This window comes from Anaerostipes sp. Marseille-Q3525 (assembly GCF_018223505.1).
Lineage (GTDB): Bacteria > Bacillota > Clostridia > Lachnospirales > Lachnospiraceae > Anaerostipes > Anaerostipes amylophilus.
The window spans coordinates 1-1,689 of record NZ_JAGTTT010000070.1; the positions used below are offsets into that span (position 1 = coordinate 1).

At 39.1% G+C, this 1,689-nt stretch carries 1 protein-coding gene; it reads left to right on the forward strand.

Going from position 1 to position 1,689, the window contains the following annotated elements:
- Positions 1 to 326 precede the first annotated feature (326 nt).
- Positions 327 to 1,586 carry an IS110 family transposase gene (locus KE503_RS14275; protein WP_117945314.1) on the forward strand — a complete coding sequence of 420 codons (1,260 nt, stop codon included), beginning with the start codon at positions 327 to 329 and terminating at the stop codon, positions 1,584 to 1,586.
- Positions 1,587 to 1,689: the final 103 nt, after the last annotated feature.

The window sequence follows — 1,689 nt, forward strand, 5'->3', positions numbered from 1 at the left end:
ATCATATTTATATTCCGCCTTTCTGCGCAAGGCACCAATGTGTCATGAAACATATTGGTTAACCTTCACTTTTTATTTTTTATTCTCATTACCTCTGATATTATTTATCTATAAGACTGACATACTACAGAACACGTGGAGGTGAGTGGCGGGGCTGTATAGCGGCGACCTCGCATATTTATTTGTTGTCGGTCATCTGTTTAAGGCATCAATGATTGGCGCACTACCATAGCCCGTAAACTTATCTCTTCCAAAGTCGACTCGATTTTGCCGGATGACCAGTCACCGTCAGTCTTATAACTATAAATTTTCAGGAGGTATTCTTATTGTCTTTTAAAATCTTAAAAAATAACTGTTGTGGCCTTGATGTCCACAAAACATGGATCTTTGCCTGTATCGGTATCACTGATTCCAATAAACGTACTGTATACAAGCAAGCTCGCTTCTCTTCCTTTACTAAAGGCCTGCAGGAGTTGTGTCATTGGCTTGCTAAATATGACTGTACCGATGTCTGTATGGAATCTACTGGTAAGTACTGGATCCCTGTTTTTAATATCTTAGAAAAAAATAACATCTGGGTTACCCTTTCCCACCCAAAATATACGAAACCTCAAAAGGGTAACAAAACTGATCGTAAAGATGCTAAATGGATCTGCGATCTGTACATGTGTGGAATGGTAAAACCTTCCTTTATCCCACCTGCTGATATTCGTGAATTAAGAGATCTTGTAAGATACCGGTTTAAACTTACCTGTATGATCACTGGTGAAAAGAATCGTGCCCATAACTGTCTTACTGTCTCCAATTTAAAACTTGATGATGTTTTTTCTGATATATTTGGCAGATCGTCCCGTTCCATTACGGAACAGATCTTACAACACCCTGGGGAAACCTTTGATGTAGCACCTTTTGTACATGGCAGATGTAAAACTCCTATTGAAGAAATACAGGCTGCCGTTGATGGTGCTGTATCCAAAGAACAAGCGGTAAAACTCAGACAATGTCTAAACCATATCGATGAATTAGAAATGCACAAATCTGAAATAGAACGGGAAATCTTTCGTCTCAGTGATAAATACGAAGATATCCTTACTCTTATCCGAACCGTACCAGGATTCGACAAGAACCCGATGACTGCTATTCAGGTGCTTTCTGAAATCGGAGGTGACATGTCTGTTTTCCCCACAGCTAAAAACCTCGTTTCATGGGCTGGATGTTGTCCCCACAATGATCAGAGCAATCATAAGATCAAATCGACTAGGATCTCCCGTGCTGGTTCTTATTTTAAACCAGTTTTGGTACAGGTTGCAAATGCTTTGATCAAATCGAAGAAACATCCTGAATTTTCAACTCGTTATCGACGTATAAAAGCACGCCGTGGACACAAGAAAGCCATCATTGCCATCTGTCGTATGATCCTGACCGCTATCTGGCACATACTCACAGATTTAAAGCCTTATACAGCAAAAGGATTTCTTGAACCACGTCCTGTGAGCAAAGAAAAAGTTCTTACTGCTTCACAGGCACTTAACCTTTTAAAACAGAGAGGATATGTCATCAAAGATGAACCTATCTTTATTAGCTAATTAATGTTGTGTCTATATTACTTTCAAAAACCACCTTAATAGATGGTTTATTTGTCGTGTTCTTTGTTTTTCGGCTGTCCTCTACTATTTTGTTTCAAACTTT